This window comes from Nocardioides lentus, assembly GCF_039529515.1.
Lineage (GTDB): Bacteria > Actinomycetota > Actinomycetes > Propionibacteriales > Nocardioidaceae > Nocardioides > Nocardioides lentus.
In genome coordinates this window covers 1-26533 of the sequence record NZ_BAAAMY010000015.1, presented here as the reverse complement: position 1 = coordinate 26533, position 26533 = coordinate 1, and the positions used below count along the sequence as shown (strand labels likewise).

Below are 26533 nucleotides of genomic sequence, written 5' to 3'. Positions count from 1 at the left end.
GCCCGCCAGCCCCGGCCCGCCTAGGCTGGTGCCTCGTGAAGACCTTCGAGGAGCTGTGGACGGAGCTGTCCACCAAGGCCGTGGAGCGGCCGGAGGGGTCGGGCACGGTGGCCGCGCTCGACGCGGGCGTGCACACGATCGGCAAGAAGCTGGTCGAGGAGGCCGCCGAGTCCTGGATGGCCGCCGAGCACGAGTCGGCCGAGCGCGCCGCGGAGGAGATCAGCCAGCTGATCTACCACGCCCAGTGCCTCATGCTGGCCCGCGGCATCGGTCTCGACGACGTGTACGCGCACCTGTGAGCGGCCGTGCGGACGCGCCGCTGCGGATCGCCGTACCCAACAAGGGCGCGCTGTCCGAGGCGGCCTCGGGGATCCTGCGCGAGTGCGGCTACCGCCAGCGCCGCGACACCAAGGAGCTGGCGCTCACCGACCACGAGAACGGCGTGGAGTTCTTCTACCTGCGCCCGCGCGACATCGCGCTGTACGTCGGGGAGGGCACGCTCGACATCGGGATCACCGGGCGCGACCTGCTGCTGGACTCCGGCGCGGAGGCCGACGAGGTCCTGAGCCTCGGCTTCGGCCGCGCCCGCTTCCACTTCGCCGGGCGCCCGGGTGACCGGACCGGCTGGGGCGACCTCGCCGGCGCGCGCATCGCCACGTCGTACGTGGGGATCGTGGAGTCGTTCCTGGCCCGCGAGGGCATCGACGCGACGGTCACCCGCCTGGACGGGGCGGTCGAGACCAGCATCCAGCTCGGCGTCGCCGACGCGATCGCCGACGTCGTGGAGACCGGCAGCACGCTGCGCGCGGCCGGGCTGGAGGTCTTCGGCGAGGCGGTGATGACCTCCGAGGCCGTCCTCGTGGCGCGGTCCGGCGGTGACCTGCCGGCCGGCTGGGAGGTCTTCCGTCGGCGGCTCGAGGGCGTGCTCGTCGCCCGCAGCTACGTGATGATGGACTACGACATCGACGTCGAGCACCTGGAGGGCGCGAGCGCCCTCACCCCCGGTATCGAGGGCCCCACGATCTCGCCGCTGCAGCGCGAGGGCTGGGTCGCCGTGCGTGCGATGGTGCCGCGCGACGGCGCGCAGCGGCTGATGGACGAGCTCTACGGCCTGGGAGCCCGCGGGATCCTGCTCACGGACATCCATGCCTGCCGGATCTGAGGGCGGCCGGGCGCTGCCGCGGACGTTCCGCCCCCGCGCCACGACCGCCGCCGCGACCGTCTTCGGCGGTGCGCTGCTCGCCATCTCGCTCGCGTCGTGGTTCCTGCTGGCCAGCGACATCCGGGAGCGCTTCACGCCGTTCCAGATCGGCACGCTGGTCTTCCTCGGGCTGCTGATCTTCGCGGTCTACGTCGGGCTGATCCGCTGTCGCGTCACCGCCCGCGACGACGGCCTCGAGGTGGTCAACGGCTACCGCAAGCACCGCTACGACTGGGCGCAGGTCGTGGCCGTCCGGCTGCCGTCCGGCGCGCCGTGGGCGACCCTGGACCTGGCCGACGGCACCACGGTCACGGCCCTCGGCATCCAGGCCTCCGACGGTGACCGCGCCCGTGGCCAGATCCGCGAGCTGCGCGCCATCCTCGACCGCACCTGACGAGTCGGCCCGGGTACGCACCGGATCGGGGTCGAGTCGGCCCGGGTACGCACGATTGCGGCGTCGAGTCGGCCCGGATGCGCATGGTCGCGGCGTCGAGTCGGCCCGGGTGCGCACGATTGCGGCGTCGAGTCGGCCCGGATGCGCACGATTGCGGCGTCGAGTCGGCCCGGATGCGCATGGTCGCGGCGTCGAGTCGGCCCGGGTGCGCACGATTGCGGCGTCGAGTCGGCCCGGATGCGCAGCGGTCGAGGGTCGGCGGTCCGCCTGCGGCGGATCCTCGGCCGGTGGTCGTCCCGGGTCCGTCCCGTGCCCCATCCCCGGCCCTGGCCGGGCGCCCCTCCCGCCACCGACACGGCCGTGATCGTCGTGGTCGGCGCGGCCGAGCCGCTCGTCCGCGCATCCGGGCCGGCTCGACGTCTGCGGGGTGCGCATGCGGGCCGACTCGGCGTCTGAGGCGTGCGCATCCGGGCCGACTCGGGGTCTAGTCCGTGCGCATCCGGGCCGACTCGACGACCAGGTCGGCGCGGGCGCGGGTGCCCTGGGCGGCGTGGTGGCGGTCCTCGTCGCGCTGCCAGGCGGGGAGGTACGGCGTGACGAGCTCGCCGTCGCGGGCGAGCACGCGGGCGGTCCGCACCTCGCGCGGCGCCGTGACCCAGGCGAGCGCGGTGACCAGCGCGGCGTGCGCCGCGGCGAAGGAGCCGACCCCCTCCAGCACCAGCAGGTCGGCGGGCTCGACCACCACCTCCTCCACGTACGACGAGGCGTGCCAGTCCCAGCGCCGGTAGCGGCCGGCGGACCCCGAGGCCAGCGGGACCAGCAGGGAGTCCAGCTGGGCGCCCACGGCGGCGAGGCCGCCCCACCCGGCGTACAGGTCGTCCATCCCGACCACCCGCGTGCTCCCGTGCCGGGCCGCACGGCCGGCGAGGCGCCGTGCCAGGGTGGTCTTGCCGGCCCCGGCCGGTCCGTCGAGGCAGACCAGGCGGCCCTGGCCGAGGGTGGCGGGCCGCGACAGCGCGAGGGCCAGCACCTGGGCGGCGGGGTCGGCGTCGGCCACCGCTCAGAACACCAGCCCGCGTCCGCGGTAGGTGGGCTCGGCGCCCACCACGACGTCGCCGCGCACGAGCAGCACCTCGCCGACGTGCTCGACCAGCTCGCCGGCCTTGGCGTGCCGGAACCAGACGGTGTCGCCGACGGCGAGGTCGGCGGCGCCGGGTCCGGTGAGGGGCGTCTGCACCTCACCGGCGCCCTCCGAGGCGGTCAGCGCCAGGCCGGCGGGCGCCCACGGGACGGGCAGCCGGTCGCGCCCGGCCGCGCCCGAGGCGACGTAGCCGCCGCCGTGGACGGTGGCGGTGGACCCGTCCGGGCGTCGGGTGACCGGCAGGCCGAGGAAGGCCGCGGGTCGGGGCGCGAACGCCCGGTAGTGGTCGAACAGCGCCGGCGCGAGCAGTCCCGAGCCGGCCGCGACCTCGGTGACCACGGGATCGGCGGCCGAGGTCTCCAGCGAGCCGGTGCCGCCGGCGTTCCACAGCTCCAGCCGGGCCCCGGCCCGCGCCAGGGCGACGGCCACACGACGCCGGCGGCGACCCAGCTGCCGCACGTTCGCGGCCTGCAGGCCCCGCAGCAGCGCGGTGCGCGGCGGGTTGCCGGCCACGTCGTCACCGAGCCCGGCGACGAGGCCCTCGTAGGTCATCGCGCCGACCAGCCGCAGGCCGGGCCGCCCGAGCACCGCGCGGCCCAGCGACAGGGCGTCGGCGGTGGAGCGCAGCGGGGAGCGGCGCGGGCCCAGCCGCCACCCGGGGGCCAGCAGCCCGGCGTCGAGGTCGAGGGCCACCCGGAGGACGGCCGGGGCGTCGTGGCCGGAGCGCGCCTCGTCGAGCATCGCGAGGTGGGCGGGGTCGTCGACCATGACGGTGACGGCCGCCGCGGCGTCGGCGTCGCCCGCCAGGTCCGCGAGGGCGTCGACGTCGGTGCTGGGGTAGGCGACCAGCACGTCGTCGGTGACCCCCTCGTGCACCAGCCACAGCGCCTCGCGCACCGTGTAGGCCAGGACACCGCGACAGCCCGGCACGGCGAGGGCGCGCCGCAGCAGCCCGGGCACGCGCACCGACTTCGACGCCACCCGTACGGGGGTGCCGCCCGCACGACGCACGAGGTCGGCGGCGTTGGCCTCGAACGCGTCGAGGTCCACCACCACGACGGGCCGTGCCCGCCCGCCCGCGCCGTACGACGTGAGCGCACGGTCGAGCCGGGCGGCCAGCGCGTCGCGGTCCGCGGGCGCCCCGCCCGGGACGCCCGCGACGCCGCGGGACCAGGAGCCCTGCCCGGACACGGCGGCCCGGCTCAGGTGATGCCGCGCTTGCGCAGGATGGCCTCGATGTCGTCGTCGAGACCGCCGTCACCGCCAGCGGAGCCGCCAGCGGAGCCGCCCGTGGAGCCGCGACCCGACCCGCGGTCGGCCGGGGATGCCGGAGCGCCGCGACCGCCGGGCCGGCGAGCGCCCCGCCCGGGGTCGGCCGCACCGACCTGCCGCGCCGAACCGCCCGAGCCGCCCTCGACAGCGTCGACGGGCCGGGCGGCCCTGAGCCCGCGACCGCGGGCCATCAGCGAACCGCCGGCGAGGATCAGGAGCACACCGACGCCGCCGAGGGCGACGCCGGACCACACGACCGGCGAGAGGACGAGCCGCGTCGCCCAGGTGCCGATCTCGCTGCCGATCCTCACGAGCAGCGGCAGGGCGTCGGTCAGGTACAGCGCGGGCACCAGCAGGGTGATCCCCGCCCAGCGCAGCGCCGGCGCCGAGCCCCGCCGCTTCAGCACGAGCCAGGTCACCGCGGCGCCCACCACGGTGAGCACCACGGTCAGGGCGAGCCAGGTCGCGTCGGTCACCCGACCAGCCTCCCACAGCGGGGTCTCAGCGCAGGCCCACCAGCGCGTCGTCGTCGGCCGGCAGCAGGCCCCGGCGGCGCAGCGCGGGCACGACGCCCGCGGCGACCGTGCGGGCCTCCTCGTCGTGGGGGTAGCCCGACAGCACGAACTCGTCGATGCCGGCCTCCGCGTAGGTGCCCATCAGCTCCGCGACCTCCTCGTGGCTGCCGACCAGGGCGGTCCCGGCGCCGCCGCGGACCAGGCCGACCCCGGCCCACAGGCCCGGGGAGACCTCGAGCTCCCGCGCGTCGGTGTACGACGAGCCCCCGCCGCGCAGCGCCGTCATGCGCTGCTGGCCGGTCGACTCGCTCGCCGCCATCGCCTGCTGCGCCCGGCGGGCGACCTCGGGGTCGATCCCGTCGAGCAGCTGCTGGGCGTGGGCCCAGGCCTCCTCGTGGGTGTCCCGGGCGATCACGTGCACGCGCAGCCCGAACCGCATCGACCGCCCCTCCTCGGCGGCGAGCCCCCGCACCCAGGCGACCTTCTCCGCGACCTGCTCCGGGGGCTCGCCCCAGGTCAGGTACACGTCGGCGTGACGGGCCGCCACGCGACCGGCCGCGGGGGAGGAGCCCCCGAAGTAGATCGGCGGCACGGGAGAGATGCCGTCGCGCACCAGGGCGCCGGTGGCGGCGTAGTGCGTGCCGGCGAAGTCGAACGGCGCCTCGCTCCAGGTGCCGCGGATCACGGCCAGGAACTCGTCGGTGCGGGCGTAGCGCTCGTCCTTGCCGAGGCCGTCGCCGAACCGCGCCTGCTCCACCGGCTCGCCGCCGGTGACGACGTTGAGCATGAGCCGTCCGCCGGACAGGCGCTGGTAGGTGGCGGCCATCTGGGCCGCCAGCACGGGGTTGACCACGCCGGGGCGGAAGGCGACGAGGAACTTGATGCGCGAGGTCTCCCGCAGCAGCGCCGCGGTCGTGAGCCACGCGTCCTCGCACCAGGTGCCGGTCGGCGTGAGCATGCCGGCGAAGCCGGACTCCTCGGCGGCCCGCGCCACCTGCGCCAGGTAGTCGACGTCGGGGGGTCGGACGACGCCGGGCGTCGTGGCGGGCAGGCCGCGGCCCTGGTCGTGGGCCGCCCCCTGCCCGGCGCCGACGAGCCCGGTGGAGTCCCCCGAGGTGGGCAGGAACCAGTGCAGCACCACCGTCATCGCGTGGTCCCGGACGCGGTCTGCTCCACCAGGGGCGCGAGCGCCTCGTCGTAGCGGCCGTCGAAGTAGTCGTCGACCTGGATCGCCTCGGGGATCAGCTCGGCCTCCGAGAACGCGTCGGCGATCTCCTGCTCGGAGGCGACGACCTCCTCGTCGACCGGGAGCACGGTCAGGGGTCGCTTCTCGGCCGCCGCGAGGGTGATCTCCGGGTCGAGGCCGGTCTGGGAGGCCCACACCTCGGCCCACTCCTCGCGGTTCTCGCTCGCCCAGACCTGGGCGCGCGTGATCCGGGCGACGTAGTCCTCCAGCGCGGCCTCGGTGGCGGGGTCCTCCAGCGCCGCGTCGGCGGCGACCTGGAAGTTCATGCCGTTGACCAGCCCGTCGCCGTCGGCGAGCACCCGGGCGCCCTCGTCGATCTCGGCCTGCGAGGTGTAGGGCTCCCAGGTCGCCCACGCGTCGACACCGCCGTTGGAGAAGGCGGCGAGCGCGTCCTGCGGCTGCAGGGGCTTCACGTCGACGTCGTCGATGTCGACCCCGGCGCGGCTGAGCTGCGCCAGCAGGTTGTAGTTCGCCGAGCTGCCCTCGGCGACGGCGACCGTGGCGCCCTCGAGGTCCTCCACGGACTGCAGGTCGGAGCCCTCCGGCACCAGGATGGCGTCGCCCGTGCCGCCGTACGTCGTGGCCTGGACGATGCGGAACTCCGAGCCGCTGGCCGCGGCCATGATCGGCGGGGTGTTGCCGACGTAGCCGACGTGGATCGCGCCGGTGCCGAGCGCCTCGAGCATCGGCGGGCCCGAGGTGAACTCCTTCCACTCGATCTCGTACGGCGTGTCGTCCTCGCCGGCGGCCTCGAGCATCGCCATCTGGCTGGAGGACTTCTGGTCGCCCGCGATCAGCGTGACCTGCTCGAGGTCGACCGAGCCGTCGTCGTTGACGGCGGCCTCGTTGCCGGTCTCCTCACCGCCGCAGCCGGCGAGCAGGCCCGCGAGGAGTGCGGGGACGGCGGCCATCGCCAGCCGCCCCCGGATCGTGCGGGACGCGCGGCGGGGCGACGCGGGCAGGGCGGTACGGCGGGTCATGCGGCTCCTCGGGAGTCGGTGGCGCGCTCGGTGGCGCGGTCGGTGGCGCGGTTCGGGTTGGGGGGAGTGGGACGGACGCCGAGGACCTCGAGGATCTCGGCGCGGACCCCGGCGATGTCGGGGTGGGCGGGGTTGCGCTCGGAGCGGGGGAGCTCGATCTCCCACGTGCGGGCCATCCGGCCGCCGTCCATCACGTGCAGCCGGTCGGCGAGCAGGAGCGCCTCGTCGACGTCGTGGGTCACGAGCAGGACCGCCATCTGCCGACGGCGCCACAGCTCGATGACGAGCTGGTGCATCTCGATGCGGGTCAGGGCGTCGAGCGCGCTGAACGGCTCGTCGAGCAGCAGCAGGCTGGGGTCGGGCACGAGGGCCCGGGCCAGCGAGACCCGCTGTGCCTGTCCGCCGGAGAGCTGGAGCGGCCAGGCGTCGAGCTTCTCGCCGAGGCCGACCTCCTCGAGCCGCTCGCGCGCCAGGCGGGCCCGCTGCTTGCGCTCGGGGGTGTTGAGCAGGGCGAGCGCGACGTTGTCGTGCACCGAGCGCCACGGCAGCAGCCGCGGCTCCTGGAAGGCGACGGCGGAGCGCCCCCGCACGTCGACCTCCTCGTCGGGGGAGGGGTCGAGCGCGGCGAGGCTGCGCAGGAGCGTCGACTTGCCGCAGCCGCTGCGACCGAGCAGGGCGACGAACTCGCCCGGGGCGATGTCGAGGTCGATGGCGCGCAGCACGTGGACGTCGCCGAAGGAACGGTGGTGCCCGCGCACGCGGGCGACGTGGCCGGCGGCGCGGTCCGCACCGTTGGCCGGGTGGGGGTCGGTCAGGTGCGCCATACCAGCGCCTTCCTCTCGAGGTGGCGGACGACCGCGTCGGTCAGCAGACCGAGCAGGCTGTAGGTGGCGAGACCGACGACGATGACGTCGGTCTGCAGGAAGTCGCGGGCGCGGTTGATCATGTAGCCGAGCCCGGCGTCGGAGGCGATGGTCTCCGCGACGATCAGGGACAGCCAGGCGATGCCCAGGCTCTGGCGCAGGCCCACGAGGGTCTGCGGCAGGGCGCCGGGCAGGATCACGTGGCGGATCCGCTGCAGGCGCGTGAGGTGCATCGAGCGGGCGGCCTCGACGACGCGGCGGTCGATCCCGCGGATCCCGGCGAAGGTGTTGAGGTAGAGCGGGAAGGCCACACCGAGCGCGATCAGGGCCACCTTGGGTGCCTCGTCGATGCCCAGCCAGATGATGAACAGCGGGATCAGGCCGAAGTGCGGCAGCGTGCGGAGCATCTGCATGGGTGGGTCGATAGCGTCCTCGCCGAGCCGGCTGAGGCCCGCGAGCACCGCGAGCACCAGCCCGGCGATCGCGCCGATCGCGAAGCCCAGCGCGACGCGCTGCACCGAGACGCCGATGGCCGACAGCAGCGTCCCGTCGGCGACCAGGTCGGCCGCCGAGACCGCGATCTGCGCGGGCGAGGCGAGGTCCCGCTCGTCGAGCAGGCCCGTGCTGCTCGCGAGCTGCCACAGCGCGATGATCGCGACCGGCGAGACCCAGCGGCGGAACGAGCCGGCACGCAGCCGCGGCAGACCGCGGCGCGGACGGGCGTCGCGTCGCCGGCTGGAGCCGGTGTCCGCGCCGGGGTCGGCGACGGCGGGGGCGACGGTCGTGGGTAGAGACGTCGACGGGGGAGCGGCGCTCCCGGCGAAGGGGGTCGTCATGGGCAGCCATGCTCACCAAGGAACGCCGGTAAAGCAAGTTAGACACTCGACTTAGGTGATGTGATCCGGATTGGCTGCCCCGGCCCCACCCGGGACCTGTCGCACCGGCGGCCCGGTGGGCGCCCGGGCCCACCTGGGAGGATGGCCGCGTGCGAGACATCCCGGACCCCGGATTCGCGGGCGACGACGGCAGTGCCGACCCCGCGCTGCTGGCGGCGCTGGCGACGGCCCGGCAGGACCCGGCCCGCGCCCCCGAGGCCCTCGCGGCCCTCGGCCGGGCCCGGCTGCTGGTGCCCGTGACCGCGGTCGCCGGCGAGGTCGAGACCGGCCCCGACGGCCTGGCGCGGGAGAAGGACAGCGACATGGCGGTGGTCCTCATGCGCGGCCGTGACGGCCGCCTCGCGCTCCTGGCGTTCAGCGGTCACGAGGCCATGACGGCCTGGGACGCCGGCTCGCGACCGGTGCCCGTCACCACCCGGACGGCGGCCGCCGCGGCCCGCCAGGACGGCGCCGAGGCGATGGTCGTCGACGTCGCCGGGCCGGCGCCGTACGTGGTGCAGGGCGACGACCTCACCGCCCTCGCCGAGGGGTGGACCCTCGCGCGCGTGGGCGACGGCGTGGGCTGGATTCGCCCGCCGGCGGAATGAGCCGCTAACATCTGGCGTTGACCGATCAGTCATCCCTGCCCAGGGGTGGCAGATCCGCAAGCGGGAGCACGCACGCGTCGCTCCTCACCCGCACCGGCCGCCCCATCTCCACCGGATCCACAGGCCGTCGGGTCCCGGTCACGGCACCTGCCCTCCGCTCCACGCAGGCGCCGCGAGCACGACCCCGCCTCGACGGGGCGTCTCGTCCGGACTCCCGCTCGCACCGACGGGAGACCGCCCGCCGCACCGCAGCCGCACCCGGCCGCGGGCAGCACCGGTGTGCCTCCCACGAACGTCTGACACCTGGAGGACACATCAGCACCGAGCTCCGCATCAACGACCGGATCCGCGTCTCCGAGGTCCGGCTCGTTGGCCCCAACGGCGAGACGGTCGGCATCGTGCCGACCGGCGACGCCCTGCGTCTGGCGCAGGAGGCCGACCTCGACCTGGTCGAGGTCGCCCCCACGGCGCGCCCGCCCGTCTGCAAGCTCATGGACTACGGGAAGTTCAAGTACGAGAACGCCCAGAAGGCCCGTGAGGCGCGGCGGAACCAGACCAACGTGGTCATCAAGGAGATGAAGCTCCGGCCCAAGATCGACTCGCACGACTACGACACCAAGAAGGGTCACGTCGTGCGGTTCCTGACCGCCGGGGACAAGGTCAAGATCACCATCATGTTCCGCGGCCGCGAGCAGCACCGGCCCGAGCTGGGCTTCCGCCTGCTGCAGCGTCTCGCGGAGGACGTGGTCGACCTCGGCTTCGTCGAGTCGGCGCCCAAGCAGGACGGGCGCAACATGACGATGGTCCTCGGCCCGCACCGCAAGAAGGCGGAGGCGAAGGTCGAGATGAAGGCCGAGAAGGAGAACCAGGCCGCCGCGCGGCTGCAGGCCGAGGCCGACGAGCGCGCCGAGCGCGCCGCGGCCCACAGCGGCCCCGTCGGCGCCAAGAAGGAGCGGGGCAGGTCGGAGAACCTCGACCCCGAGATCGAGGCCTGAGAGCGCCCGTCCCGGTCGGCACCCCGACCGGGCCCCCTGTGGAGGAGAGAGAGCACACGATGCCGAAGAACAAGACCCACTCCGGAGCCAAGAAGCGCTTCCGGATCACCGGCACCGGCAAGATCCGCCGTCAGAAGACGGGCCTGCGCCACAACCTGGAGAAGAAGTCCTCCAAGGTCACGCGCCGCATGTCCGGCACCACGGAGGTCGCCGAGGCCGACGTGCGCCAGGCGAAGAAGCTGCTCGGTCGCTGAGGCGTCCCTGAGCACCGGCACGACCCGTTTTCCCCGTCATCGTCAGGAGTAGAACCCCATGGCACGCGTCAAGCGCGCAGTAAACGCCCAGAAGAAGCGTCGCGTCACCCTCGAGCGGGCCAGCGGCTACCGCGGCCAGCGCTCGCGGCTGTACCGCAAGGCCAAGGAGCAGGTCACCCACTCGCTGGTCTACAGCTACCGTGACCGCCGCGCCAAGAAGGGCGAGTTCCGCAAGCTCTGGATCCAGCGCATCAACGCGGCCGCCCGCGCCGAGGGCATGACCTACAACCGCCTCATCCAGGGCCTCCGGCTCGCCGAGGTCGAGGTCGACCGCAAGATCCTCGCCGACCTCGCCGTCAACGACCCCGCCGCGTTCTCCGCCCTCGTGGCGACCGCGAAGGCCGCGCTGCCCAGCGACGTCAACGCGCCGCGCGCCGAGGCGTCCGCCTGACCGGCACGCCTCCCACCGGCATGCCCCTGGCCGCGGGCAACGCCCGCGTCAAGGACGCACGACGGCTCAGCCGCCGCTCCGTGAGAACGGAGCGGCGGCTGTTCCTCGCCGAGGGCCCCAACGCCGTCGCGGCCGCGCTGGCCCGCCCGGGCTGCGTGGTGGAGCTCTTCGTGACGCCGGCGGCCGCCGGGCGCCACGCCGACCTGCTGGCGGCCGCCCCTGACGACGTCGAGGTCGTCCTCGTCGACGACCGCGCCGCCGCCGCCCTGTCCGACGCGGTCACGGCCCCCGGGCTGGTGGCCGTCTGCCACCTGCTCGACGCCGGCTGGGACGACGTCGTCGCGGCCTCGCCGCGCCTCGTCGCGGTGTGCGCCGACGTCCGTGATCCCGGCAACGCCGGCACCGTGGTCCGCACGGCCGACGCCGCCGGCGCCGACGCGGTCGTGCTCGCGGGCGACGCCGTCGACCTCCACAACGCCAAGACCGTCCGCGCCAGCGCGGGCAGCGTCTTCAGCCTCCCCGTCGTGGTCGAGCGCGATCCCGCGGCCGCCGTACGACGGCTCGCCGACGCCGGCCTGACGGTGCTGGCGACCGCCGCCGACGGGGAGCTCGACCTCTTCGCCGCCGACGACGTGCTCGCCGGCGGCGTGGCCTGGCTGTTCGGCAACGAGGCCTCCGGCCTGCCCGCGGACCTCGCCGCCCTCGCGGACCACCGGGTGTCGATCCCCCTCGCGGGCCACGCGGAGAGCCTCAACCTCGCGACCGCCGCCGCCGTGTGCCTCTACGCCTCCGCCCGCGCGCGCCGCTGACCCGCCCGGGGAGCCGCCGCCGCTCCCGCCGGGCGTCGGCCCGGTGGCCGCCGTGTGGTGGTCCCCTCCGCTCCACCCACCCGTCGACGCGGGCACGGCGCCGCGCGGCCCCCGGCCACCGCGACCGGCTCGGGCACACCGTGGTGGGCCCGGACGAAACCCGGTCGAGGGGCTCCCACGTCGCTTCCTAGACTCGGGCCCATGTCCGGACCCAACACCGAGTACGACCCGGTCGAGGTCGCGACGCTGTCCGCGGAGGCGCTCGACGCCGCCCGCGACGACGCGCTCGCCGCCATCGACGGTGCCGCCGACCTCGAGGAGCTCAAGGCGGTCCGGCTCGCGCACACCGGCGACCGCTCGCCCCTCGCCCTGGCCAACCGCGAGATCGGCGCGCTGCCGCCGCAGGCCCGCAAGGAGGCCGGCCAGCGGGTCGGCCGGGCGCGTGGCGCGGTCGCCCAGGCGCTGGCCCGGCGCACGGAGGTGCTGGAGGCCGAGCACGAGGAGCGGATGCTCGCGACGGAGACCGTCGACGTCACGCTCCCCACCGACCGGCTCCCCGCCGGCGCCCGCCACCCCGTCACCACCGGCGCCGAGCTCGTCGCGGACATCTTCGTGGCGATGGGCTGGGAGGTCGCCGAGGGCCCGGTCGTGGAGGCGGAGTGGCTCAACTTCGACGCCCTCAACCTGGGCCCCGACCACCCGGCCCGCACGATGCAGGACACCTTCTGGACCGAGCCGGCCGAGCACCACCTCGTGCTGCGCACCCAGACCTCGCCGGTGCAGGCGCGCACGATGCTCACCCGCAGGCCCCCGATCTACGTCGTCAGCCCGGGCCGGGTCTTCCGCACCGACGAGTACGACGCGACGCACTCGCCGATGTTCCACCAGGTGGAAGGTCTCGCCGTCGACCGCGGCATCTCGATGGCCCACCTCAAGGGCACGCTCGACCACTTCGCCACCGCCATGTTCGGCGAGGGGATCACCACCCGCTTCCGGCCGTCGTACTTCCCCTTCACCGAGCCCTCCGCCGAGGTCGACCTCGTCTGCTTCGTGTGCCGCGGCGCCGGCACCGACCCCGACTCCGACGGGGCCCGGCCGTGCCGCACCTGCCGGGGCGAGGGCTGGATCGAGTGGGGCGGCTGCGGCGTGGTCAACCCCCGCGTGCTGCGCGCGTGTGGCGTCGACGACGAGGAGTTCACCGGCTTCGCGTTCGGCATGGGCATCGACCGGTCCCTGATGTTCCGCCACGGCATCGAGGACCTCCGCGACCTCTTCGAGGGCGACGTCCGCTTCACCACGACCTTCGGGAGCGAGCTGTGAAGGCACCCGTCAGCTGGATCCGCGAGCTCGTCGACCTGCCCACGGGCACGACGACCGCCGACCTCGCCGCGCGCCTGACCGCGCTGGGCCTCAAGCTCGAGGCCGTCGAGAGCCCCGCGGAGCAGATCACCGGCCCGCTGGTCGTGGGCCGTGTGCTCACCCGCGAGCCCGAGCCGCAGAAGAACGGCAAGACCATCAACTGGTGCACCGTCGACGTGGGCGACGCCAACGGCACGGGTGAGCCGCAGGGGATCGTCTGCGGGGCGCACAACTTCGACGTCGGCGACCTCGTCGTCGTGGTGCTGCCCGGTGGTGTGCTGCCCGGGCCCTTCCCGATCTCCGCGCGCAAGACCTACGGCCACGTCAGCGCCGGCATGATCTGCTCCGCCGCCGAGCTCGGGCTGTCCTCGGAGGCCGACGGGATCATCGTCCTGCCCGCCGACGCCGGTCGTCCCGGCGACGAGGCGATGGGGGTGCTCGGCCTCGACGACGACGTCATCGAGTTCGAGATCAACCCCGACCGCGCCTACGCGCTGAGCCTGCGCGGCGTCGCCCGCGAGGCCGCGCTGGCCTACGACGTCCCCCTGCGCGACCCGGCCGAGCGCGACGCGCCGACCGCCGACGACGCCGGCTGGCCGGTACGCGTCGAGGACCCCGAGGGCTGCCCGGTCTTCGTGACCCGGCTCGTGTCCGGCTTCGACCCGACCGCGCCCACGCCGGACTTCATCGCCCGCCGCGTCACGCAGGCGGGGATGCGCCCGATCAGCCTCGCGGTCGACGTCACCAACTACGTGATGCTCGAGCTCGGCCGGCCGATCCACGGCTACGACGCCGACACCCTCACCGGCACCGTCGGCGTCCGGCGGGCCGCACCGGGCGAGCGCCTGACCACCCTCGACGGCACCGACCGGGCCCTCGACCCGGAGGACCTCGTCGTCGTCGACGACTCCGGGGTCATCGGGCTCGGCGGCGTCATGGGCGGGCAGGCCACCGAGATCTCGGCGAGCACGACCCGGGTGCTCGTGGAGTCGGCCCACTGGGACGCGCGCTCGATGTTCCGCACCGGCCGTCGCCAGCGGATCACCTCCGAGGCCGGCAAGCGCAACGAGCGCGGCGTCGACCCCACGATCTGCGAGGCCGCCGCCGACCGCGTCGTCGAGCTGCTCGTCACCCACGGGGGAGGGTCCGCCGAGCCCGGCGCCACCGTCGTCGGCACCGCCCCGGCACGCGAGGCGATCACCCTCGACCCCGACCTCCCGGCCCGGGTCAGCGGCATCGAGATCCCGGCCGCGCGGACCGTGGAGGTGCTGCGGGCGGTCGGCTGCCGCGTCGACGGCGACCGGCCGCTCACGGTCGTCCCGCCGCCGTGGCGGCCCGACGTGACCGACCCCTTCGACCTCGTCGAGGAGGTGGTCCGCGTGGTCGGCTACGACCGCGTCCCCGCGGTCCTGCCGACCCCCGTCGGCGGGCGCGGGCTGACCCGCGTGCAGCGGCTGCGCCGCCGGGTGGGCCGGAGCCTCGCCGGCGCCGGGTGCGTGGAGGTCGTGAGCTTCCCCTTCGTCGGCGACGCGACCCTGGACCTGCTCGGCCTGGAGGCGGACGACGAGCGCCGACGCACCGTGCGCCTCGCGAACCCGCTCTCCGCGGAGGACCCGGCGTACACCACGACGCTGCTGCCGGGGCTGCTGCGTGCCGCGGCCCGCAACCTCGGGCGCGGGGCGCCGGGCGTCTCGCTCTTCGAGGTCGCCACGGTGGTGCGGGGCGGCTCCTCGCCCGCCCCGATCTACGGCGTCGACCACGCGCCGGGCGAGGTCGAGCTGAAGGAGCTGTTCGCGGCCGTGCCCGACCAGCCCCAGCACCTCGGCCTGGTCCTGACCGGGGAGCGCGAGCGCGCCGGCTGGTGGGGTCCCGGGACGACGGCCGGCTGGTCCGACGCGCTGGCGCTCGTGCGGCGCCTGGGCGACGAGGTCGGCGTGCGCCTGGTGACCCGGGCGGCCACCCGCGCGCCCTGGCACCCCGGCCGCTGCGCCGAGGTCGCGGTCGACGGCGGTCCGGTCGTCGGCTTCGCCGGCGAGCTCCACCCCCGGGTCGCGGCGGCGTTCGGCCTGGCTCCGCGCAGCGCGGCCGCCGAGATCGACCTCGACGCGCTCTTCGCGGCGGCGCCGATCGCCGTCCGGGGCCCGACGGTCTCGAGCTTCCCGGTGGCCAAGGAGGACGTCGCCCTCGTCGTCGACGCCGACCTCCCCGCCGCCCGGGTCGAGACCGCGCTGCGCGAGGGGGCGGGCGACCTGCTGGAGTCGGTACGGCTGTTCGACCGCTACGTCGGCGCGCCGATCGAGGAGGGCAGGGTCTCGCTCGCGTTCGCGCTGCGCTTCCGCGCGCCCGACCGCACGCTGACCGACGAGGAGGTCGCCGCGGCCCGCGACGCCGCGGTCGCCGCGGCGGTCGAGCGGTGCGGGGCCACCCAGCGCTGAGGGGGAGGTGGCGTCCGCCCGTGCGGATCGTGGTGCCGGGGGGCACCGGTCAGCTGGGGCGGCTGCTGCAGCGCACGTGGGTGGCGCAGGGGCACGACGTCGTGGTGCTCGGCCGGGGACGCCCGCCCGCCGAGCCGGGGGCTCGCGCGGTCGCGTGGGACGCCCGGAGCGGTGGCGACCGGGCGGGCGAGGTCGGTCACCCAGCGCGCGCTGATGCGCGACCTCCGCCACGCGTGGGGCACGCGCCTCGGCCCGCCCGCGACCCGCGCCGTGGCGGGAGTCGGCGCCCGGGTGCTGGGCAGCGACCCCGAGCTCCTGCTCACGAGCCGCCGGGTGCTGCCGACGCGCCTGGTGCTCTCCGGCTTCCGGTTCTCCCACCCGACCTGGCCGGACGCCGCGCGTGACCTCGTGGCGCGAGCCCGCGGGCGCGACGAGGGCACCGGCGTCGTCGCGACGCTGCGCGCGACATCGGCCGGCACCGCCGGCTGAGCCCGGCCGGCACCACGACCCCCTCAGCATCGACATGCAGGCTTGTGTATAGTCATGCGGCATGAGTGTGAGAGTCGCCGTCGCAGGCGCCAGCGGGTACGCCGGGGGTGAGGTGCTGCGGCTCCTGCTCGGCCACCCGGAGGTCGAGATCGGGGCCGTCACCGGCGGGTCCAACGCCGGGCAGTCGCTGGGCTCCCTGCAGCCCCACCTGACGCCGCTGGCCGACCGGGTGCTGGAGGAGACCTCCACCGACACCCTCGCCGGCCACGACGTCGTCGTGCTCGGCCTCCCGCACGGCCAGTCGGGCCCGATCGCGGCCGCGCTCCCCGACGACGTCGTCGTCATCGACTGCGGCGCCGACTACCGGCTCGCCGACGCGGGGGAGTGGGAGCGCTTCTACGGCGGTGAGCACGCCGGGACCTGGCCCTACGGCCTCCCCGAGCTCCCCGGCCAGCGTGACCGGCTCCGCGGCGCGACGCGGATCGCGGTGCCCGGCTGCTACCCGACGATCTCCAGCCTGCTGGCCGTCCCGGCCGTCGCCGCCGGCCTGGTGACGCCCGACGTCGTGGTCGTCGCAGCCTCCGGCACCTCCGGCGCCGGCAAGAAGCCGGCGCCCCACCTGCTGGGCAGCGAGGTCATGGGCAGCGCCTCGGCGTACGGCGTGGGCGGGGTGCACCGCCACACCCCGGAGATCACCCAGAACCTGCGGGCCGTCACCGACGAGCCCGTCCGGGTCAGCTTCACGCCCACCCTCGTGCCGATGTCGCGCGGCATCCTCGCCACCGTCTCGGCCCCCGCGCGCGACGGCGTCACCGCGGCCGACGCGCGCGCGGCCTACGCGGAGGCCTACGGCGAGGAGCCGTTCGTGCACCTGCTCGCCGAGGGCCAGTGGCCCGCGACCCAGTCGGTGCTGGGCTCCAACGCCGTCCACCTCCAGGTGGCCCTCGACGAGACCGCCGGCCGGCTGGTCGCCGTCGGCGTGGTCGACAACCTCGCCAAGGGCACCGGCGGCGCGGCCGTCCAGTGCCTCAACCTCGCGCTCGGGCTCGACGAGGGCCTCGGCCTGACCGCCGTGGGGCTGGCCCCGTGAGCGCCGAGCAGCCGACCCTCACCCTGCTGGCCTACCCCGAGACCCTCGCGGTCGTGCGCCTGGGACCGGGAGCCGAGGTGCCCCCGTGGGCGGAGGCCTCCTCCATCCTCTCGGTGACCGCCACGGCCACGGAGACCTCCGTGGTGTGCGCGGGACGCGACGTGCCGCGCAAGATCCCGGCCCACCGCGGGCGCCGGGCCTTCGCGGTCCAGGGCCCGCTCGACCCCGCCGCGACCGGCGTGCTGCTGGCTCTCCTCGGCCCCCTCGCCGAGGAGGGCATCGGGGTCCTCACCATCTCGACCTACGACACCGACTGGCTGCTGGTGGAGGGCGACGACGTGGAGCGTGCGGCCGAGGCCTGGCGACGATCCGGCCACACCGTCACCGACGCCCGTCCCGCCTGACCCCCGCACCCCGAGAAGGACCACCCATGAGCATCACCGCACCCGCCGGCTTCAGCGCCGCCGGCGTCGCCGCCGGCCTCAAGGCCACCGAGGGCGCGAAGGACGTCGCGCTCGTCGTCAACCACGGCCCGTCGTACGACTCGGCGAGCGTCTTCACCGCCAACCGCTGCAAGGCCAACCCCGTCCTGTGGAGCGAGAGGGTCGTGCAGGACGGCACCGTCCGGGCCGTCGTCCTCAACTCCGGCGGCGCCAACTGCTACACCGGGCCCGAGGGCTTCCAGACCACCCACGCCGTCGCGGAGCGGGTCGCCGAGCACGTCGGCATCGGCGCCCTCGACGTGGTCGTGTGCTCGACCGGCCTGATCGGCCTGACCAACGACCGCGGCACGGTGCTGGCCGGCGTCGACGCCGCCCACGCGGCCCTGTCGGCCGACGGCGGCGACGACGCGGCCCACGCGATCATGACCACCGACTCCGTCGCCAAGCAGGTCGTCGTCGAGGGCGCCGGCTGGAGCATCGGCGGGATGGCGAAGGGCGCGGGCATGCTCGCCCCGCAGCTGGCGACGATGCTCGTGGTGCTGACCACCGACGCCGTCGTGCCGGCCGCCGAGCTCGACGCCGCGCTGCGGGCCTCGACCCGGGTCAGCTTCGACCGGCTCGACTCCGACGGCTGCATGTCGACCAACGACACCGTGACCGTGATGGCCAGCGGCGCCAGCGGCATCACCCCCAGCGCGGACGACTTCACCGCCGCGCTCACGCAGGCCTGCACCGACCTCGCCATGCAGCTGCTCGCCGACGCCGAGGGCTCCGAGCACGAGATCGCGATCACCGTCGTCGGGGCCGCGAGCACCGACGACGCGGTCGAGGTGGGCCGCAGCATCGCCCGCAGCAACCTGTTCAAGGCCGCCGTGTTCGGCCGCGACCCCAACTGGGGCCGGGTGCTCGCCTCGGTCGGCACCACCGCCGCGGCCTTCGACCCCGCCGACCTCGACGTCGCGATGAACGGCGTGTGGGTGTGCCGGGAGTCGACGCCGCACACCGACCCGGCCGAGGTCGACCTGTCGGGGCGCGAGGTCACGGTCACCGTCGACCTCAAGGCCGGCGGCGAGCGCGCCACCGTCTGGACCAACGACCTGACCCACGCCTACGTCCACGAGAACAGCGCCTACAGCTCATGAGCGAGGAGACCACCGCGATGGACACCCCCGAGCCCGTCAAGGCCGCCACGCTCGCCGGGGCGCTGCCCTGGCTGAAGGCCTACAACGGCAAGGTCGTCGTCATCAAGTACGGCGGCAACGCGATGACCGACGACGTCCTCAAGCGGGCGTTCGCCGAGGACATCGCCTTCCTCCGCTTCGCCGGCTTCAAGCCGGTCGTCGTCCACGGCGGCGGCCCGCAGATCTCCACGATGCTCGACCGGCTCGGCATCGAGTCGGAGTTCCGCGGCGGCCTGCGCGTCACCACCCCCGAGGCCATGGACGTCGTGCGCATGGTGCTGGTCGGGCAGGTGCAGCGCGAGCTCGTCGGCCTGGTCAACGAGCACGGCCCGCTCGCCGTCGGCCTGTCCGGCGAGGACGCCGGCCTGTTCACCGCCGAGGCCACCAACACCGTCGTCGACGGCGAGGAGGTCAGCCTCGGCCTCGTCGGCGAGGTCGCCCAGGTGCGGCCCGAGGCGGTCCTCGACCTGCTCGAGGCCGGCCGCGTGCCCGTGATCTCGAGCGTGGCCCCCGACGCCGACGGCCAGGTCCACAACGTCAACGCCGACACCGCCGCGGCCGCCCTGGCCGTCGCCCTCGACGCCGCCAAGCTGCTGGTCCTCACCGACGTCGAGGGTCTCTACCGAGACTGGCCCGCCAGCGACGACGTGATCGGCGAGATCAACCCCGACGCGCTCGCCCGGATGCTGCCGGACCTGGCCAGCGGCATGGTCCCGAAGATGACGGCCTGCATGCGCGCGGTGCGCGACGGCGTCCCCAAGGCCACCGTGGTCGACGGCCGCGAGCCCCACGCCGTGCTGCTCGAGCTGTTCACCGACGAGGGGATCGGCACCCAGGTGCTGCCCGGGGTCGCGACCCGCACGCGCAAGGCCAAGGAGAAGCCGTTCGACAAGTCCGCCGCCCCGGCCGACGACGCCGCGGGGGAGGGCGCATGAGCAGCTGGACCGAGCGGTACGCCGCGTCGCTGATGAACACGTTCGGCCCGCCCAAGCTCGCGCTGGTGCGGGGCGAGGGCGCCCACGTGTGGGACGCCGACGGACGGGAGTACGTCGACTTCCTCGGCGGCATCGCCGTCAACACGCTCGGCCACGCCCACCCGGCGCTGGTCGAGGCCCTCTCGGGCCAGGTCGCGACCCTCGGCCACGTCTCGAACTTCTTCACCACGCCCGCCCAGGTCGAGCTCGCCGAGCGGCTGCGCGAGCTGCTGGTGCCGGACGCGGAGGCCCGTGAGGGGGCCCGGGTCTTCTTCTGCTCGACCGGCGCGGAGGCCAACGAGGCCGCGCTCAAGCTCTCGCGCCTGACCGGGCGCACCCGCGTCGTCGCGATGGAGGACGCGTTCCACGGCCGCACCATGGGCTCGCTCTCGCTCACCGCGAAGGCCGCCTACCGGGAGCCGTTCGAGCCCCTGCCGGGCCACGTGACCTGGGTGCCGTTCGGCGACGTCGACGCGCTGCGCGCGGCCGTCGACCACGAGACCGCCGCGGTCGTGCTCGAGCCGCTGCAGGGGGAGGCGGGCGTCAACGTCGCCCCGACCGACTACCTGCGAGCGGCGCGCGAGATCACCGCCTCGGCGGGGGCGCTGCTGTGGTTCGACGAGGTCCAGTCCGGCATGGGCCGCACCGGCTCGTGGCTCGCCAGCCACCCCTCCGGGGTCGTCCCGGACCTCGTCACCCTCGCCAAGGGGCTCGGTGGCGGCATGCCGATCGGGGCGCTGGTCGGCCTCGGCCGCGCGGCGACGATGTTCGACCCCGGCCAGCACGGCACCACCTTCGGCGGCAACCCGCTGTCCTGCGCGACCGCGCTGGCGGTGCTGCGCACCATCGAGGACGAGGGCCTGCTCGGGCGGGCGGCCGTCGTCGGCGACCGGCTCCGTGCCGGCCTCGGCGCCGACGACCGGGTCGTCGAGACCCGGGGTGTCGGCGTGCTCGTGGGCCTGACGCTCGCCGAAGCCAAGGGCCCCGACGTCGTGGCCGCGGCGCAGGACGCCGGGTGGATCGTCAACGCGACCTCGCCCGAGCGGATCCGGCTCGCACCGCCGCTGGTGGTCACCGACGACGACGTCGCCGGCCTGCTCGCCGCGTGGCCCGGCATCCTCGACGCCGCCGGCGTCGCGCACCCGGGGGAGCAGCCGTGAGGCACCTGCTGCGCGACGACGACCTCAGCCCCGCCGAGCAGGCGCGGGTCCTGGACCTCGCCGCCGAGCTCAAGGCCGCGCCGTACGACGCGAAGCCGCTGGCCGGTCCGCGCTCGGTCGCGATGATCTTCGACAAGCCGACCCTGCGCACCCAGACGTCGTTCGGCGCCGGCATCGCCGAGCTCGGGGGCAACCCGATGCTCGTCGAGGGCCGCCTCGCGGGCATCGGCGTGCGCGAGTCGGTCGAGGACGTCGCCCGCGTGCTGGGCCGCCAGGTCGCGGTGGTCGTGTGGCGGACCTTCTTCCAGGCCGACCTCGACACGATGGCCGCCTGGGCCGGTGTGCCGGTCGTCAACGCGCTGACCGACGACTTCCACCCCTGCCAGCTGATCGCCGACCTGCTGACGATCCGCGAGCACGCCGCCGACCACGCGCTGGCGGGCAAGCGGGTGGCGTTCGTGGGCGACGGTGCCTGCAACATGGCCAACTCGTGGCTGCTGGCCGGGGCGACCGCCGGGATGCACGTCGTGGTCTCGGCGCCCGACGGCTACCGGCCCACCGACGAGGTGCTGGCCCGCGGCGCGGAGATCGCCTCGGTGACCGGTGGCTCGGCGACCTGCGTCGCCGACCCCGTCGAGGCCGTCACCGGTGCCGACGTGGTCGTCACCGACACCTGGGTCTCGATGGGCAAGGAGCTGGAGGAGCGGGCCCGCGCCCGCGCTCTGGCCCCCTGGTCGCTGACCGCCGAGCTGCTCACGCACGCCGCCGAGGACGCGCTGGTCCTCCACTGCCTGCCCGCGCACCGGGGCCAGGAGATCGACGACGACGTGCTCGAGGGCCCGCGCAGCGTGGTCTGGGACGAGGCCGAGAACCGCCGCCACGCCCAGAAGGCGGTCCTCGTGTGGCTGCTCGAGCAGGCCGCCGGGGCGGGGACGCCGTGAACGACGGCGCCCTGACCCCCATGACCAAGAGCGCCCGGCAGCAGCTCGTGGTCGACCTGCTGGCGCTCCACGACGTGCGCAGCCAGACCGAGCTCGCCGACCTGCTGGCGGCCCGGGGCGTCATCGTCACGCAGGCCACGCTCAGCCGCGACCTACTTGACCTCGACGCCGTCAAGATCCGCACCAGCGACGGCGCGCTGGTCTACGCCGTGCCGGCCGAGGGCGGGGACCGGACGCCGTCGGCCGGCGCGGCCGCCGGGGCCGGGGCGGGCAGCCGGCTGACGCGGCTGTGCGCCGAGCTCCTCGTGAGCGCCGACGCCAGCGGCAACCTCGCGATCCTGCGCACCCCGCCCGGGGCCGCGCAGTACCTCGCCAGCGCCTTCGACCGCGCCGACGTGCCGGAGGTCCTCGGCACCGTCGCGGGCGACGACACCCTGCTCGTCATCAGCCGCGAGGCCGACGGCGGGCCCGCGCTGGCCCGACGATTCCTGGCGCTCGCCAACCGTGCGGGCGCCCAGCACCCCGAGCAGACATCCCCCGAGCACACTTCCCCCGAGCACCACCAGACCCCGAAGGAGGGACCCGCGTGAGCAAGGTCCTCAGCTCCCTGCCCGTCGGCGAGAAGGTCGGCATCGCGTTCTCCGGAGGCCTCGACACCTCCGTCGCCGTCGCCTGGATGCGCGAGAACGGCGCCGTGCCCTGCTGCTACACCGCCGACATCGGCCAGTACGACGAGTCCGACATCTCCGGCGTCCCCGCCCGCGCCACGGCGTACGGCGCCGAGATCGCCCGCGCCGTCGACATCCGCCGTCCGCTGGTCGAGGAGGGGTTCGCCGCGATCGCCTGCGGCGCCTTCCACATCCGCTCCGGCGGCCGTACCTACTTCAACACCACCCCGATCGGTCGCGCGGTCACCGGCACGATGCTGGTGCGCGCGATGGCCGAGGACGGCGTGGACATCTGGGGCGACGGCTCCACCTACAAGGGCAACGACATCGAGCGGTTCTACCGCTACGGGCTGATGGCCAACCCGTCGCTGCAGATCTACAAGCCCTGGCTCGACGCCAAGTTCGTCCACGAGCTCGGCGGGCGCACCGAGATGAGCCAGTGGCTCACGCAGCGCGACCTGCCCTACCGCGACAGCCAGGAGAAGGCGTACTCGACCGACGCCAACATCTGGGGCGCGACGCACGAGGCGAAGACCCTGGAGCACCTCGACGTGTCGCTGGAGACCGTCGAGCCGATCATGGGCGTGAAGTTCTGGGACCCGGCGGTGGCGATCGAGACCGAGGACGTCACGGTCCGCTTCGAGCAGGGCCGGCCGGTGGCGATCGACGGCACCCGCTACGACGACCCGGTCGCGCTGGTCGACGAGGCGAACCGGATCGGCGGGCGCCACGGGCTGGGCATGAGCGACCAGATCGAGAACCGCATCATCGAGGCCAAGTCCCGCGGCGTCTACGAGGCGCCGGGCATGGCGCTGCTGTGGGCGACGTACGAGCGGCTGGTCAACGCCGTGCACAACGAGGACACGATCGCCCAGTACCACTCGGAGGGCCGCAAGCTGGGCCGGCTGCTCTACGAGGGCCGGTGGCTGGACCCCCAGGCGCTCATGATCCGCGAGGCCACCCAGCGCTGGATCGCCTCGCTCGTCACCGGCGAGGTGACGCTCCGGCTGCGGCGCGGCGAGGACTACACGGTCCTCGACACCCGCGGCGACAACTTCTCCTACCACCCCGACAAGCTGTCGATGGAGCGCACCGAGAACGCCGCGTTCGGTCCCGACGACCGCATCGGGCAGCTGACGATGCGCAACCTCGACATCGCCGACTCACGCGCCAAGCTCGAGATGTACGCCGAGCAGCCCGACGACCAGGGCCACGTCCTGGTCGAGAACGGCACCCTGTACGGCGAGCTGCTGCCCGGTGGCGCCGACCGGATCACGCGCAACCCCCGCGCGGCCGAGATCGACGACGAGGCGCTGGACGCCGCCGCGATGGAGTCCGGGACCGACTGATGGCCCGCATCGACCGCGACGCCGCGCGCCTGCTCGTGGTGGGCCCGTCGGGACGCGTGCTGCTCACCGAGTGGCACGACCCGGCGCGCCCCGACGACTGGCACTGGATCCCCCCGGGCGGGGCGGTCGAGGCCGGGGAGAGCGCGGTCGAGGCGGCGGTGCGCGAGACGTTCGAGGAGACCGGGCTGGTCGTCGACCCGACGGCGGTGACCGGTCCGGTCCACACCGCCGACGAGCCGTTCTCGTTCGGCGGGCTCGACTTCCTCAGCCACGAGACCTACGTGGCGGTGGCCCTCGACGCGCCGGCCGACGCCGTCGAGGAGGATGTGGTCGTGATCAGCCTGGAGGGACTGCAGGGCCCGGAGATCGGCAACTGTCGCGGAGCGGCGTGGTGGTACGCCGACGACCTCGACGCGGCGGGCACCGCCCACGCCGAGGGCCTGACGACGGCCATGCGCGCCGCGGTCGCCACGGTCGCCGGCGGCCCGTCGGGGGCGGGTCGATGAGCGGCGGCACCGGCACCGGCAAGCTCTGGGGCGCCCGGTTCGCGGGCGGCCCCTCGCCGGAGCTGGAGGCGCTGTCGCGCTCCACCCACTTCGACTGGCGCCTCGTGCCCTACGACCTCGCCGGGTCGGCCGCCCACGCCCGGGTCCTCCACGGCGCCGGCCTGCTCGGCGACGCCGACCGGGACGCCCTGCTCGCCGGGATCGCCGCGCTCGGCGAGCGCTTCGAGGCCGGCGACCTCCACCCGGACCCCGCCGACGAGGACGTCCACGGCGCCCTCGAACGGCTGCTGCTGCTCGAGGTCGGCGAGGAGGTCGGCGGCCGGCTCCGGGCCGGACGCTCCCGCAACGACCAGGTCGCCACCCTCTTCCGGGCCTTCCTGCGCGACCACGCGCGGGTGGTCGGGGGAGCGGTGCTCGACCTGGTCGACGCCCTCGTCGGGCAGGCGGCCGACCACCTCGGCGCCGTCATGCCGGGACGGACCCATCTCCAGCACGCCCAGCCGGTGCTGCTGAGCCATCACCTGCTGGCCCACGTCTGGCCGCTGCTGCGCGACGTCGAGCGGCTGCGCGACTGGGACGACCGCACGGCCGCGGGATCGCCGTACGGGTCGGGCGCACTCGCCGGGTCGACGCTCGGGCTGGACCCGGAGGCCGTCGCCCGCGACCTCGGGTTCACGGGGTCGACGGCGAACTCGATCGACGGCACCGCGGCCCGCGACTTCGTCGCCGAGTTCGCGTTCGTGGCCGCGATGACCGGGGTGGACGTCAGCCGGCTGGCCGAGGAGGTCATCCTCTGGGCCACCAAGGAGTTCGGCTTCGTCCGTCTCCACGACAGCTGGTCGACGGGCTCGTCGATCATGCCGCAGAAGAAGAACCCCGACATCGCCGAGCTCGCCCGCGGCAAGGCCGGGCGCCTCGTGGGCAACCTCACCGGGCTGCTCGCCACCCTCAAGGCGCTGCCGCTCGCCTACAACCGCGACCTGCAGGAGGACAAGGAGCCGGTCTTCGATTCCGTGGACACCCTCGAGGTGCTGCTGCCGGCGGTCACCGGGATGGTCGCGACGCTCGTGTTCGACGTCGACCGGATGGCCGAGCTGGCCCCGCAGGGGTTCTCGCTCGCGACCGACGTCGCGGAGTGGCTGGTGCGGGAGGGCGTGCCTTTCCGCGTGGCGCACGAGGTGGCGGGGGCCTGCGTCCGTCGCTGCGAGGAGCTGGGCTGCGAGCTGGCGGACCTCGACGACGCCGAGCTCGCTGGCATCGACGAGCGGCTGACGCCGGCGGTCCGCGACGTGCTCACCGTGGAGGGGTCGGTCGCGTCCCGCTCCGCGCGGGGAGGGACGGCGCCCGACCGCGTGGCCGAGCAGCTCGACGAGGCACGGTCCGCGGCGCTCGCGCTGCGTGCCGCCCTGGCGGACGGGGGCCGCGACACCCCGACCGGCGGCGCGGCCGCGGGCGAGGGTGCCTGACCTCTCCGTCCTCGACGGCCCCGTGCTCGAGGTCGCGCCGCTGCTGCTCGGGGCGCGGCTGACCCACGCCGGGGTGACGGTGCGGCTGACCGAGGTCGAGGCGTACGCCGGCCCGGACGACCCGGGCTCCCACGCCTACCGCGGTCGCACCGCCCGCAACGCCACGATGTTCGGCCCCGCCGGACGCCTCTACGTGTACTTCACCTACGGGATGCACCACTGCGCGAACGTCTGCGTGGGTCCGGAGGGCACGGCGGCGGCGGTCCTGGTCCGGGCCGGCGAGGTGGTGGCCGGGACCGCGGCGGCCCGGGACCGACGGCCGCGGAGCACCGACCGGGACCTCGCCCGCGGGCCGGCGCGCCTGTGCCGCGCGCTCGACCTGGACCGGCGCCACGACGGGGCCGAGCTGGCCTCCACGGCTGGTCCGCACCTCGAGCTGGCGGCGCCGCCGGACCCCTCGCGGGTGCGGACCGGACCCCGGGTCGGGCTCCGGGGGGCCCCCGAGCGCCCGTGGCGTTTTTGGCTCCACGACGAGCCGTCCGTCTCGCAGTACCGCCCTGCAGCGCCCCGCAGAGCCCGCTGAGGGGGCCGGGGGACCCCCCGGTTTGGCACCTCGGGCAGACCCTGCTAAGTTTCTACATGTCGCGCCGAGCGGCCCGCCGGGAGGAAGCAAGTCAGCCTCCTGGTCGGGACCGAAGGCCGGCCAACTTCTCCGGGAAGTCCGGGTTTGACCGCCGAGGCGGTGACCGGTAACTTAACGGAGGCCCTTCCGAGGGTGTCAGTCCCCGCGGCTGACTGCGGTACGGGTGTGTTGCTTGAGAACTCAACAGTGTGTCTTTATGTCGATGGAATTAGTTTGTATGCCTTC

29 protein-coding genes are annotated in these 26533 nt (G+C 74.9%); 22 read left to right on the top strand and 7 right to left on the bottom strand.

All coding sequences use genetic code 11. The features are described 5' to 3' along the window. Positions 1-35 precede the first annotated feature (35 nt). Genes ABD158_RS18935 through ABD158_RS18925 form a run of 3 tightly spaced genes read left to right on the top strand, consistent with a single transcriptional unit; the run spans position 36 to position 1595 of the window. Entirely contained in the window at positions 36-299 is a 264-nt protein-coding gene (locus ABD158_RS18935) for a phosphoribosyl-ATP diphosphatase (RefSeq protein ID WP_344009528.1), read from the top strand. Continuing rightward, a complete protein-coding gene (gene hisG / locus ABD158_RS18930) occupies positions 296-1162 on the top strand; it encodes an ATP phosphoribosyltransferase (protein WP_344009526.1) in 867 nt (288 codons plus the stop codon). The genes ABD158_RS18935 and hisG overlap by 4 nt, the downstream gene beginning before the upstream one ends. Continuing rightward, positions 1146-1595, top strand: coding sequence for a PH domain-containing protein (locus ABD158_RS18925; RefSeq protein WP_344009524.1), 450 nt, complete (start codon positions 1146-1148; stop codon positions 1593-1595). The genes hisG and ABD158_RS18925 overlap by 17 nt, the downstream gene beginning before the upstream one ends. 484 nt (positions 1596-2079) lie before the next feature. On the opposite strand, the gene ABD158_RS18920 is transcribed toward ABD158_RS18925, so the two are convergent. The 7 genes from ABD158_RS18920 to ABD158_RS18890 are packed head-to-tail and all read right to left on the bottom strand — an operon-like array spanning position 2080 to position 8448. Continuing rightward, complete coding sequence (locus ABD158_RS18920; protein WP_344009522.1) at positions 2080-2652, bottom strand: nucleoside/nucleotide kinase family protein; 573 nt, start codon at positions 2650-2652, stop codon at positions 2080-2082. A 3-nt stretch (positions 2653-2655) separates the two neighbouring features. Then, positions 2656-3927, bottom strand: a complete 1272-nt coding sequence (locus tag ABD158_RS18915; protein WP_344009520.1) for an alanine racemase — start codon at positions 3925-3927, stop codon at positions 2656-2658. Between the two features lie 11 nt (positions 3928-3938). Next, positions 3939-4484: a hypothetical protein gene (locus ABD158_RS18910; RefSeq protein WP_344009518.1), complete on the bottom strand. Its 546-nt coding sequence runs from the start codon at positions 4482-4484 to the stop codon at positions 3939-3941. A gap of 25 nt (positions 4485-4509) precedes the next feature. Continuing rightward, the gene (locus tag ABD158_RS18905) at positions 4510-5670 is read right to left on the bottom strand and encodes an LLM class flavin-dependent oxidoreductase (RefSeq protein ID WP_344009516.1); all 1161 of its coding nucleotides are present in this window, start codon (positions 5668-5670) and stop codon (positions 4510-4512) included. After that, entirely contained in the window at positions 5667-6749 is a 1083-nt protein-coding gene (locus ABD158_RS18900; RefSeq protein ID WP_344009514.1) for an ABC transporter substrate-binding protein, read from the bottom strand. The genes ABD158_RS18905 and ABD158_RS18900 overlap by 4 nt, the downstream gene beginning before the upstream one ends. Beyond that, the gene (locus ABD158_RS18895; RefSeq protein WP_344009512.1) at positions 6746-7573 is read right to left on the bottom strand and encodes an ABC transporter ATP-binding protein; all 828 of its coding nucleotides are present in this window, start codon (positions 7571-7573) and stop codon (positions 6746-6748) included. The genes ABD158_RS18900 and ABD158_RS18895 overlap by 4 nt, the downstream gene beginning before the upstream one ends. Further along, a complete protein-coding gene (locus ABD158_RS18890; protein WP_344009510.1) occupies positions 7561-8448 on the bottom strand; it encodes an ABC transporter permease in 888 nt (295 codons plus the stop codon). Before ABD158_RS18890 ends, ABD158_RS18895 begins: the two co-directional genes overlap by 13 nt. 149 nt (positions 8449-8597) lie before the next feature. Here ABD158_RS18890 and ABD158_RS18885 point away from each other — a divergent pair, with 149 nt between their 5' ends. From ABD158_RS18885 to ABD158_RS18795, 19 genes are all read left to right on the top strand, one after another. Continuing rightward, the gene (locus tag ABD158_RS18885) at positions 8598-9095 is read left to right on the top strand and encodes an SseB family protein (protein ID WP_344009508.1); all 498 of its coding nucleotides are present in this window, start codon (positions 8598-8600) and stop codon (positions 9093-9095) included. 296 nt (positions 9096-9391) lie between these two features. Continuing rightward, positions 9392-10090 (top strand): translation initiation factor IF-3, encoded by a 699-nt coding sequence (infC, locus tag ABD158_RS18880; RefSeq protein WP_344009646.1) that lies wholly within the window; start codon positions 9392-9394, stop codon positions 10088-10090. Positions 10091-10149: 59 nt separating this feature from the next. After that, positions 10150-10344 carry a 50S ribosomal protein L35 gene (gene rpmI / locus ABD158_RS18875; RefSeq protein WP_344009506.1) on the top strand — a complete coding sequence of 65 codons (195 nt, stop codon included), beginning with the start codon at positions 10150-10152 and terminating at the stop codon, positions 10342-10344. A gap of 58 nt (positions 10345-10402) precedes the next feature. Continuing rightward, a complete protein-coding gene (rplT, locus tag ABD158_RS18870) occupies positions 10403-10795 on the top strand; it encodes a 50S ribosomal protein L20 (protein ID WP_344009504.1) in 393 nt (130 codons plus the stop codon). Positions 10796-10815: 20 nt separating this feature from the next. After that, positions 10816-11604, top strand: coding sequence for a TrmH family RNA methyltransferase (locus ABD158_RS18865; RefSeq protein WP_344009502.1), 789 nt, complete (start codon positions 10816-10818; stop codon positions 11602-11604). Positions 11605-11805: 201 nt separating this feature from the next. After that, positions 11806-12924 (top strand): phenylalanine--tRNA ligase subunit alpha, encoded by a 1119-nt coding sequence (gene pheS / locus ABD158_RS18860; protein ID WP_344009500.1) that lies wholly within the window; start codon positions 11806-11808, stop codon positions 12922-12924. Then, a complete protein-coding gene (gene pheT, locus ABD158_RS18855) occupies positions 12921-15398 on the top strand; it encodes a phenylalanine--tRNA ligase subunit beta (protein ID WP_344009498.1) in 2478 nt (825 codons plus the stop codon). The genes pheS and pheT overlap by 4 nt, the downstream gene beginning before the upstream one ends. Before the next feature lie 213 nt (positions 15399-15611). Beyond that, the gene (locus ABD158_RS18850) at positions 15612-15887 is read left to right on the top strand and encodes a DUF1731 domain-containing protein (RefSeq protein ID WP_344009496.1); all 276 of its coding nucleotides are present in this window, start codon (positions 15612-15614) and stop codon (positions 15885-15887) included. 61 nt (positions 15888-15948) lie between these two features. Then, the gene (gene argC, locus ABD158_RS18845) at positions 15949-16977 is read left to right on the top strand and encodes an N-acetyl-gamma-glutamyl-phosphate reductase (protein WP_344009494.1); all 1029 of its coding nucleotides are present in this window, start codon (positions 15949-15951) and stop codon (positions 16975-16977) included. Then, positions 16974-17381 (top strand): ACT domain-containing protein, encoded by a 408-nt coding sequence (locus ABD158_RS18840; protein WP_344009492.1) that lies wholly within the window; start codon positions 16974-16976, stop codon positions 17379-17381. The genes argC and ABD158_RS18840 overlap by 4 nt, the downstream gene beginning before the upstream one ends. Positions 17382-17407: 26 nt before the next feature. Next, positions 17408-18562, top strand: a complete 1155-nt coding sequence (gene argJ, locus ABD158_RS18835; protein ID WP_344009490.1) for a bifunctional glutamate N-acetyltransferase/amino-acid acetyltransferase ArgJ — start codon at positions 17408-17410, stop codon at positions 18560-18562. Then, on the top strand, positions 18559-19536 hold the full coding sequence (gene argB, locus ABD158_RS18830) for an acetylglutamate kinase (protein WP_344009488.1): 978 nt from the start codon (positions 18559-18561) through the stop codon (positions 19534-19536). The genes argJ and argB overlap by 4 nt, the downstream gene beginning before the upstream one ends. After that, complete coding sequence (locus ABD158_RS18825) at positions 19533-20735, top strand: acetylornithine transaminase (protein WP_344009486.1); 1203 nt, start codon at positions 19533-19535, stop codon at positions 20733-20735. Before argB ends, ABD158_RS18825 begins: the two co-directional genes overlap by 4 nt. Next, positions 20732-21676, top strand: a complete 945-nt coding sequence (gene argF, locus ABD158_RS18820; protein ID WP_344009483.1) for an ornithine carbamoyltransferase — start codon at positions 20732-20734, stop codon at positions 21674-21676. The genes ABD158_RS18825 and argF overlap by 4 nt, the downstream gene beginning before the upstream one ends. After that, on the top strand, positions 21673-22266 hold the full coding sequence (locus tag ABD158_RS18815; protein WP_344009481.1) for an arginine repressor: 594 nt from the start codon (positions 21673-21675) through the stop codon (positions 22264-22266). The genes argF and ABD158_RS18815 overlap by 4 nt, the downstream gene beginning before the upstream one ends. Beyond that, on the top strand, positions 22263-23693 hold the full coding sequence (gene argG, locus ABD158_RS18810) for an argininosuccinate synthase (RefSeq protein WP_344009479.1): 1431 nt from the start codon (positions 22263-22265) through the stop codon (positions 23691-23693). Before ABD158_RS18815 ends, argG begins: the two co-directional genes overlap by 4 nt. Beyond that, positions 23693-24199: an NUDIX domain-containing protein gene (locus tag ABD158_RS18805; RefSeq protein WP_344009477.1), complete on the top strand. Its 507-nt coding sequence runs from the start codon at positions 23693-23695 to the stop codon at positions 24197-24199. Before argG ends, ABD158_RS18805 begins: the two co-directional genes overlap by 1 nt. Next, positions 24196-25665, top strand: a complete 1470-nt coding sequence (gene argH / locus ABD158_RS18800; protein WP_344009475.1) for an argininosuccinate lyase — start codon at positions 24196-24198, stop codon at positions 25663-25665. Before ABD158_RS18805 ends, argH begins: the two co-directional genes overlap by 4 nt. After that, positions 25658-26248: a DNA-3-methyladenine glycosylase gene (locus ABD158_RS18795; protein WP_344009473.1), complete on the top strand. Its 591-nt coding sequence runs from the start codon at positions 25658-25660 to the stop codon at positions 26246-26248. Before argH ends, ABD158_RS18795 begins: the two co-directional genes overlap by 8 nt. Positions 26249-26533: the final 285 nt, after the last annotated feature.